At 40.9% G+C, this 9,435-nt stretch carries 9 protein-coding genes and 2 pseudogenes; 8 read left to right on the top strand and 3 right to left on the bottom strand.

Annotated elements, in window-relative coordinates:
* Nucleotides 1–305, bottom strand: a 305-nt coding sequence (locus AC075L_RS20990) for an ABC transporter permease subunit (protein WP_476388141.1), incomplete at its 3' end; no start/stop codon positions are given.
* Nucleotides 306–454: 149 nt separating this feature from the next.
* Complete coding sequence (locus AC075L_RS20985) at nt 455–1,498, bottom strand: ABC transporter substrate-binding protein (protein WP_118593240.1); 1,044 nt, start codon at nt 1,496–1,498, stop codon at nt 455–457.
* A 263-nt stretch (nt 1,499–1,761) separates the two neighbouring features.
* On the opposite strand from AC075L_RS20985, the gene AC075L_RS20980 reads away from it, so the two are divergent.
* Both AC075L_RS20980 and AC075L_RS20975 read left to right on the top strand, forming a co-directional pair.
* Nucleotides 1,762–2,526, top strand: coding sequence for an N-acetylmuramoyl-L-alanine amidase (locus AC075L_RS20980; RefSeq protein WP_118409360.1), 765 nt, complete (start codon nt 1,762–1,764; stop codon nt 2,524–2,526).
* A 358-nt stretch (nt 2,527–2,884) separates the two neighbouring features.
* Nucleotides 2,885–3,487: a YdcF family protein gene (locus AC075L_RS20975; RefSeq protein WP_331464958.1), complete on the top strand. Its 603-nt coding sequence runs from the start codon at nt 2,885–2,887 to the stop codon at nt 3,485–3,487.
* Nucleotides 3,488–3,490: 3 nt separating this feature from the next.
* Here the strand turns inward: AC075L_RS20975 and AC075L_RS20970 are convergent, their stop codons facing one another.
* A complete protein-coding gene (locus AC075L_RS20970; protein ID WP_022380371.1) occupies nt 3,491–4,774 on the bottom strand; it encodes an HlyC/CorC family transporter in 1,284 nt (427 codons plus the stop codon).
* 344 nt (nt 4,775–5,118) lie between these two features.
* Here AC075L_RS20970 and AC075L_RS20965 point away from each other — a divergent pair, with 344 nt between their 5' ends.
* The 6 genes and pseudogenes from AC075L_RS20965 to AC075L_RS20940 all read left to right on the top strand — a co-directional run.
* Complete coding sequence (locus AC075L_RS20965) at nt 5,119–5,598, top strand: hypothetical protein (protein ID WP_476388140.1); 480 nt, start codon at nt 5,119–5,121, stop codon at nt 5,596–5,598.
* Entirely contained in the window at nt 5,528–6,628 is a 1,101-nt protein-coding gene (locus tag AC075L_RS20960) for a hypothetical protein (RefSeq protein ID WP_476388139.1), read from the top strand. The genes AC075L_RS20965 and AC075L_RS20960 overlap by 71 nt, the downstream gene beginning before the upstream one ends.
* A gap of 49 nt (nt 6,629–6,677) precedes the next feature.
* Nucleotides 6,678–7,028, top strand: coding sequence for a TIGR04086 family membrane protein (locus AC075L_RS20955; RefSeq protein WP_008703735.1), 351 nt, complete (start codon nt 6,678–6,680; stop codon nt 7,026–7,028).
* A gap of 73 nt (nt 7,029–7,101) precedes the next feature.
* Nucleotides 7,102–7,245 (top strand): six-cysteine ranthipeptide SCIFF, encoded by a 144-nt coding sequence (gene scfA / locus AC075L_RS20950; RefSeq protein ID WP_476388138.1) that lies wholly within the window; start codon nt 7,102–7,104, stop codon nt 7,243–7,245.
* An 80-nt stretch (nt 7,246–7,325) separates the two neighbouring features.
* Nucleotides 7,326–8,698: pseudogene (gene scfB, locus AC075L_RS20945) on the top strand (thioether cross-link-forming SCIFF peptide maturase).
* 111 nt (nt 8,699–8,809) lie between these two features.
* A pseudogene (locus AC075L_RS20940) lies at nt 8,810–9,435 on the top strand (preprotein translocase subunit SecD family protein); the annotation flags it as partial.

The raw sequence follows: 9,435 nt of genomic DNA, 5'->3' as shown, positions 1-9,435 counted from the left end.
AGAGATAACTGTGTCAGGATTCCGGCAAGGATTGCGGGAATTCCCATAAAGGTGTGAAAAATTCCGGTCGCAAGGCCTGCCAGCATTCCGGCGAGAGTAGCGGCCAACATAGAAATCCAGACATTATGACCGGAAAGCATCATCATAATACACACTGCACCACCGGTGCACATAGTGCCATCAACTGTAAGGTCTGCAATATCAAGAATACGGAAAGTGATATAAACACCGATTGCCATAATTCCCCAGATCAGACCCTGGGCTACTGCACCCGGAAGTGCAGTGATTAATGTTAAAATTTGCATTTGTAATTTCCTCCTGTTGAGATGCGAAAAGCGAGAGAGGCGTCAAACCTTTCCCGCTGATCGCATATAAATTGAATTTTTATAACTGTTTGATAAGCTGTTATTTAAAATCCTGTTGGTGTGAGTATTTTTCAACTGTCTGACCGGATTTATTTGGCAGCTTCTTCAGTTGCATTATCTTCTGTTGTTTCATCAGAAGATTCGTCTGCTGCCGTTGCATCATCAGAAGCCTCGCCGATTGCAACATAATCGTCCGGAACTTCGATGCCCAGCTCTTCGCAGATATCTTTGTTATATTCTTTTGTGAAGTTTGGTGCATATTCGATCGGCATTGTGGAAATATCTTCACCGTCCTTTAAAATTTTAACAGCCATCTTACCGGTTGTAACACCAAGGTCATAATAGCTGATGGAAAGTGTCGCAACACCGCATCCGCTGCAGATACCTTCTTCGCCTGTGATTACCGGAACTTTTGCCGGAAGGCAGATGTTGTTGATGATCTCTGTGTTGGAAGCAACTGTATTATCTGTCGGTACATAAATTACATCACTTGCGTCAGTTGCTGTTGTAGCAACAGAAGAGAGATCATTAGAGTCAGAGAATGCATAATATTCACATGTATATCCGAGTTTTTCAAGTTCAGCTTTTACTGTATCTACCTGATACTGAGAGTTTGCTTCGGCAGAACAGTAGAGAAGACCTACATTTTTTGCATCCGGGAAAAGTTCATTGAGCATTGCTGCCTGCTGATCAAGGGGAGCAAGGTCTGCAGTTCCGGAAATATTTCCGCCCACAGTCCCGTCGAAATCATCCAGTCCAAGTGCAACACCGTATTCAGTAACAGAAGTACCAAGAATCGGAATATCGCTTGTTCCTGCTGCAGCTGCCTGAAGAGCAGGAGTTGCATTTGCAAGAATCAGGTCAACATTATTGGAAACAAAGCTGTTAATGATTGTAGAACAGGTGTTGGAATCTCCCTGTGCGTTCTGCTCGTCAAAGGTAACTGCGTCTTCTCCCAGTTCTTTGGTGACTTCATCCTTGAATCCCTGTGTCGCAGCGTCGAGAGCTTCGTGCTGTACAAGCTGACAGATACCGATTGTATATTTGTCTCCGTCAGCAGCACTTGCTGTTACTGCGCAGGTTCCCATAGCCATGGCTGCTGCAAGAGTGATTGCTAATGCTTTTCTTTTCATAATGATATATCCTCCTAATATAATGTTTAAATTAAGTCAGGTAAGAATTGCGTTTATTATTTGATAATATGAAACTTACCTGGATCCGAATGATTTTCTGCAGGGAAAGCAGTACTGGTAAATGATTCGGATAATGTCATCGAGTTATTCGACTGTGACGTTTTAAAGTATAACGCTTTAGTGTAAAAAAGTCAAGCGACCTGCACAATTATATTTTTAATTCATATAGTATAAAGAGTATATGAAGAAAGCAGAGTGTCGTCATGGCATATTCGATCATGCTGGATGCCGGACATGGAGGTCAGGATCCGGGAGCCGTATATAAGGGAAGACAGGAAAAGAATGACAATCTTAAACTTGCTCTTGCGGTAGGTGAGATTTTAAAAAATAAAGGGATTGATATCTCTTATACCCGTACCGGTGATGTCTATCAGACACCTTTTGAGAAGGCACAGCTTGCAAATCAGGCAGGAGTAGATTACTTTATTTCATTTCACCGAAACAGCAGTCCAAAGGAAAACCAGTATAATGGAGCGGAAGTTCTGATTTATGATAAAAGCGGGATTAAATATCAGATGGCTGAGAATATTCTGGGAGCTCTGGGAGAAGTGGGATTCCGCGAAATCGGTGTAAAAGAGCGGCCGGGACTTGTGGTCCTCAGACGAACCAGGATGCCGGCTCTTTTAATAGAAACCGGATTTATCAATTCCGAAGAAGATAATAAACTGTTTGATAACAAGTTTAGCGATATAGCTCAGGGAATTGCAGATGCGATTCTTGGAAGCCTGGATGAGGAAACAGTGCAGGAACCGCTTTATTACAGAGTGCAGACTGGAGCGTTCAGAAAAAAAGAGAATGCGGACCGTATGTTATATCAGTTACTGGAAAAAGGTTATCCCTCTTTTATGTTACATGAAAACGGATTGTATAAAGTTCAGACAGGTGCCTATCAGCAGATTGGTAATGCAGTAAATATGGAGCAGAGACTGAGGGATGATGGTTACAGTACGATTATTGTGACAAAATAGCTTTCTGGAAATATTGGAAGTCTGCGGACTTTTTGTTTAACCGAATCAAATAAGTCCCCTGCGGAGGTTGCGAAAAGCAATAAGTAGGTTACTGTTCACTGGTAATATCCCGCGAGGTGTTTTCTGTGAACAGAGTGAACAGTAACATAAGCAGTGGGGGATATAGTTTTAAGAATTAACTTGGTTGTACGTTAATAGAAAAAATATGGTACACTGTATCTATCTATAGAAATTCCATAGAAATCTTCGTAAATAATGCATATTGTTCCGGTTCATCAGAGCGTGAAATTTTGTTGGACTGTTACAAACGCATTATTTGAGAGGTGCTGTAGAAAAAACAGATAACGAGGAGTTAGTAATGATGAATGACGTATATGAAAAATTTTTAAAAAGTTCAGAAGAGTTTATTTTTGCAGAAAACAAGCCGGAAAAATCTGATATTATTTTTGTCCCTGGAAATGGTTATCCGCAGATGGCGGAAAAAGCAGCAGAATTGTTTAAGAAAGGGATGGCGGACTGGATTCTGCCCAGTGGAAAATACAGCGTAGTAAATGGAAAGTTTTCAGGCGTTCTTGAAAAAAGCAATGTATATAATAAGGAATATGGAACAGAATGGGAATTTCTCAGGGATGTTCTTATAAAAAACGGAGTTCCGGATCAGAAAATCCTGAAAGAAGACCAGGCAACCTTTACTTATGAGAACGCAATTTATTCCAGACAGGTGACAGATCATGCAGAACTGGAAATAGAAAGAGCGATTTTGTGCTGCAAATCTTACCATGCAAGAAGATGTCTGATGTATTATCAGCTCTTGTATCCGAAAACAGAATTTTATGTGGTGCCTGTGAATGCAGATGGAATTACCAGAGAAAACTGGAAAAAGAACGAAGAAGGAATTGATGCGGTTACAGGAGAACTCTCCAGAATCGTGAAACAATTTTCACTGATGCTGGAGAGATGACAGTTACGGCTGTTCTTCTGTTTCAGTTTTCTTCTCGGGAAGCCAGATGTGGACAAGTTCGATTCTGTTTTTGTCCAGACGGTCAACAACCAGGCGGATGCCACTTTCAAGTGTGACAGACTGACCCTCTTTGGGAAGGCAGTCAAGCTGTTCAATAATATATCCGCCAATAGAATCATAATCTTCAGATTCCAGATTAATATGGAGGGCTTCGTTGATATCATCCAGCTTGGCAGAACCCTGAACAACATATTCTCTTTCAGGCTGGATTTCTTTAATATCTTCGACTTCATCCTCATCGTATTCGTCGCGAATCTCACCTACGATCTCTTCCAACAGGTCTTCCAATGTGACCAGACCGGCTGTGGCACCGTATTCGTCCAGAACGATTGCCAGATTGACGGATGCTTTACGCATTTCGATCATCAGGTCTGCTGTAGCTTTGTATTCATAGGTAAAATAAGGCTCACGCAGGATGTTGCGGATTGAAAAAGGTTTGTCCTTTGGATAAACAAGAAGATCTTTCATATTGATAATACCGATTACGTTATCAGTGTTGTCCTCATAAACCGGAAAACGGGTATGCATATCTTCACTGAAGACCGCCATAAGTTCATCATAGGAAAAATTGATATCTATAAAGGTCATGTCGATTCTGGGAATCATGACATCTTTTGCAGTTGAATCGCCAAAATCAAACACATTGTAGATCATCTGTTTTTCTTCGTTTTCAATGACGCCGTCTTTTTCACCTACATTGACGAGGGTACGCAGTTCATGTTCAGTCATGGCATTTGCCTTTTCGTCCGGGTTAACATGCAGAATGACCAGTACACCTTCTGTTATTTTATTTACAATGAAAACAACGGGAGTAAGGAGAATCATAAGTCCGTATATTATTCTTGAATAGGCCAGGGACAATTTTTCAGCATGGATTGTTGCCAGGTTTTTGGGGGTTATCTCACCGAAAATGAGAATCAGCAGAGTCAGGATGCCGGTTGTGATTCCTACATATGCGTTTCCCAGAATCTTTATGGTGAGTGTAGTCATGAGAGAAGAAACAGACATATTTACAATGTTGTTTCCGATTAATACGGTACTGAGCATCTTTGGGGAATTGGAAATTATTTTTTCCAGAATAACAGCACGTTTGTTGCCCTGCTCGGCAAGAGACTGTATCCGAATCTTATTTACGGTTGTCATAGCGGTTTCCGCAGAAGAAAAAAATGAAGAAAGTGCGATCAGTATCAGAATCGCCACCGCCTGAAAGGCAATACTTGAATCCAAGATTTATTCACTCCTTTTGATTATCTTTATTGATTGAATCATATCATAAAACATTTAAGCAAAATATACATGATTTCATATAAAAAATCAAGAAAAAGCTTTTGGTTCAAAGATAGTATAAAAAAATTTAAAAGAGGACTGTCGAAAAAGTAAGATTTGTGTTATAATTCACTCGATTAAAATGAAAAAAAACATTACAGAATATTTACAAAATGATAAAAGTTTGATAATATACAGATATGTAATATTATTGTATTACGTAAAAAGAGAACTGATATTTGGCTGAAAGTAAAAAAATGATTATCAGGAAACATAAGAATCGAATATAAATATAGAGGTGCGATATGTCCAATAATATAAATAGAATAAGAAAAAATGAATTAAAAGGAACGGGTATTTTTGCGGCAGCGGCTTTAACAGCGGCTTTGATTGCAGGAAATAATATACCGGGTGTAACAAGACAGGTCAGTGCGGCTGAGTCACAGGAGAATACTGTGTCTTCTCTGATTCCGGACAACATCACGCTTGATAAGCCTGTAGAACTTGCGGATGTAGAACTTCCGGCAACGGAATATGGAACTTTTGAATGGGCAGATGGAAGTTTCGTTCCTGCACAGCGTGTACAGAGCTGTGAGGTACTTCTTATACCGGCAGAAGGGCAGGATTTAAGCCATGTGGATGGATGGGATCCGGAGAGCGGCGCGGTTGTCGGTTACATCAATGTAATAGTGAACAGTATTACGGATGGTGATAATGTTGATAAGACAGAAGGCTCAGGTAAAACAGATCCAACAGAAAATGCAGCATCCAACAGAAACGCCTGAAACTTCGTCAGAAAAACCTGCCGCAGATGAAAACGCTGATACAGACAATAAAGAAGATAAGGAAAGTAAATCAGATCAGGATAATAAAACTGATACAGACAATGAAGAGAGTAAGATTGAAGAAGATAAAACAGATAATAAAAACGACAAAGATAATAACAGCAATGCAGATAAGACGGATAAAGATACAGAAACTACCGGTAAGCTGGAACCTGCAGATGATATGACACAGGATAAAGAAGATACGAAGAAAGATGATGAAGATGGCGCAGATGATAATATCTTTGATAATCCTGTTCTGCCGGACGATAAGGATGACCGTCCTACAGATGCAGAGGATTCTCTTTCTGATGAAGAAAAAGAAGAGAGGGCCGCACTTAATCATACCTGCGACGGTATTACAGTAAGCGGAGTTAATCTTCCATGGTATGTACAGTTCAGAGTTTCAAGCGGTGACAGCTATCAGTTTACCAATGAATCAGATGCAATGATTTTCCAGTCTTATGAATTTGAACTCTGGGATCTTAAGAATAATACAGAATATGAGATCCCTAATGGAGATTATATCAGTGTTACTGTGCCGGTAAAATCCGGATATCAGTATACTATCGAACATCTCCTGGATAACGGGGCAACTGAGACGATTATTCCGAGTGTAGAGAATGGTATTATGGTATTCAGCACACATTCTTTCAGTCCATTTGGAATTGCAGGAAGCAGACAATTAGTAGGACCTGATGCGGGGAATGATACGGACGACACAGATGCGGTAACTCCTGCACCGGCTTCCTCCGACAGTCAGAGCTCTGATTCCGGAAAGAACAATACAGTATCTATGAATGACAGTTCTGACAGCAATAATGATTCTTCTTCTGATCAGAATGATAATTCAGCGGAAAATAAAGCTGTGAAAAATAACAATACAGTAAATACCGGAGATACAACATCAATTATGCCGTTTGTGATACTGTTTGTGGCAGCTGCAGTGATCGCCGGTGTGGTTGTATTTATAAAAAAGAGAAAGAAATAAAAGAATAACACTGATTCCTCCCCCATATAGTTTAACAGGAGGGGAAGCAATGAAAGTCAGAGCAATTTTGAAATCACTATTATTTGCATATGCATTAACAGGAGTGGCATTACTGCTTTTGGCCCTGGTACTGTTTGCTTTTGATCTGGGAGAAACAGCTGTAGATGCGGGGATTATTATAATTTATGTACTTGCATGTTTCATGGGAGGCTTTATGGCCGGCAAAATTGTGCGTAAAGACAAATATCTGTGGGGTGTTATCACAGGTCTGGCTTACTATGTATTACTGTTGACTGTCTCTGTTATGGCAAAAGGCGGCTGGGATATGAGTGCAGCTCATGCAGTTACAACATTTTTTATGTGCACAGGCGGTGGAACACTGGGTGGAATGCTGTCGTAAAAAAAAGCTTTTAAAATGAGAAGATATATGATATACTATGCCAAGAATATAATTACATAAGGAGGATAGAGTTATGGAACATATCAAAACCCTGAATACAAAGAATTTACAGAACACTGTAAAAAAAGGTGGATGTGGCGAGTGCCGGACTACTTCCTGCCAGTCCGCATGTAAAACTTCCTGTACAGTAGGAAACCAGAGCTGCGAGCAGAAATAAGATCAGCTATGGAGAAATGAGATAAGCAGCGGAACTTTTATTCCGGCTGCTATCTTACGCTTAGAAAGGATTTTAGTAAAATGAGTCTGATTCACCGTTATAAAAGCAATGGCTTTAATATTGTACTGGATATCAACAGTGGATGCATCCATCTGGTAGATGAGGTTACATATGAGGTTCTTCCATATCTGGAAGAGGGCCTTGGCACAGAAGCTATTGCAGAGAAACTGGAAAACAAATATAACAGAGAAGATATTGAGACATCTGTAAGAGAATGTAATAAGCTGAAAGAAGATGGAATGCTTTTTACAAAAGATGTTTATGAGAATGTAATTGAAGAATTTTCAAATAACCGGCAGACCGTTGTAAAAGCATTGTGCCTGCACATTGCTCATGACTGCAATCTGGCCTGCCGTTATTGTTTTGCCGAAGAAGGCGAATATCATGGCAGAAGAGCTCTTATGTCCTATGAAGTCGGCAAAAAAGCTCTTGATTTCCTGATCGCGAACTCCGGTTCCAGAAAAAACCTGGAAGTAGATTTCTTTGGCGGCGAGCCGCTGATGAACTGGCAGGTTGTAAAAAATCTGGTAAAATATGGCAGAGAGCAGGAAAAGCTTCACAATAAGAAATTCCGTTTCACTTTAACAACAAACGGAGTTCTTCTGAATGATGAAGTAATGGAATTCTGCAATAAAGAGATGGGCAACGTTGTACTGAGTGTGGACGGACGTAAGGAAGTACATGATTACATGCGTCCATTCAGAAAAGGTGCAGGAAGCTATGACCTGATCATGCCGAAGTTCCAGAAGTTTGCAGAATCCAGAAATCAGGACAAGTATTATGTAAGAGGTACTTTTACTCACCATACTCTTGATTTCTCCAAGGATGGTGCTCCGCATTCTGGCAGATCTTGGATTCAAACAGATTTCTGTAGAGCCTGTAGTTGCGGCTGATACGGAGGAATATGCAATCCGCGAGGAGGATATCCCCCAGATCATGGAAGAGTATGATACTCTTGCAAAAGAAATGATTAAAAGAGAGAAAGAGGGGAAAAGGATTTAACTTCTTTCATTTTATGATCGACCTTACAGGTGGCCCTTGTGTATACAAGAGACTGTCAGGCTGCGGTTCAGGAACAGAGTACCTGGCTGTAACACCCTGGGGTGATTTTTACCCATGTCACCAGTTTGTTGGTGAAGAACAGTATCTCATGGGAAATGTAGACGAAGGCATCACAAAGCCGGAAATCCAGAAGGAATTCGGCGGATGCAACGTTTACACAAAGAAAGACTGCAAAGACTGCTTCGCACGTTTCTACTGTAGTGGCGGATGTGCGGCAAATGCATTCCATTTCCAGGGAGATATCAAAGGCAATTATGAAATCGGATGCGAACTCCAGAGAAAACGTGTGGAGTGTGCCATCATGATAAAAGCCGCACTGGCATGTGATTAGTGGGCAGTAATCTGTCTGACTGATACCGCCGTCGGCTGTTATCATAACAGAAAATGGCTGGCAGGCGGATGAACATGACCGCGGACAAAAAATCAAGAAGGGAAAAGAACTATGAAGAAAAGTAAAGGAATCGTAGTGCTGCTTCTGACACTGATCCTGACTGTGTTCTTTTGCTTTACTGCAGCCGTAGGTATCGGTCCTACCGGAACCGGTGCAGCAAAACATATCAACACGGGTCTTGATCTTGCCGGTGGTGTCAGCATTACCTACCAGGCTAAGGAGAGCAATCCGACAAGCGAAGAGATGTCAGATACGATCTACAAGCTTCAGAAGCGTGTAGAGCAGTACAGTACTGAGGCTCCAGGTATACCAGGGAGGATCAGACCGTATTACAGTTGAAATTCCTGGTGTTACAGATGCAGATACTATTCTGAATGATCTGGGGTAAACCAGGTTCCCTGTATTTCATCACAAAAGAAGATGCTGACGGAAACCAGAACTTTACTACAGGACAGGATGGATATGTTCTCTCCAGAACTATTGATGAGATCAAGGAATCCGGGAAGTGTTGTTCTGGAAGGTTCTGATGATAGCAGATGCCCAGGGTGGTGCAATCCAGAATCAGAACACAAGTGCAAAGGAATATGTGGTAAGTCTTACTCTTACTTCTGATGGAGAAAACAGTGGTAAAACAAAATTTGCAGAAGCTACAAAGAATAATGTAGGCAAGCAGATCG

It is taken from the genome of Blautia sp. ZXY-1-B12, from assembly GCF_056339915.1.
The sequence above is the reverse complement of the archived record's forward strand: the minus strand, read 5'-3'. Positions and strand labels throughout refer to the sequence as shown.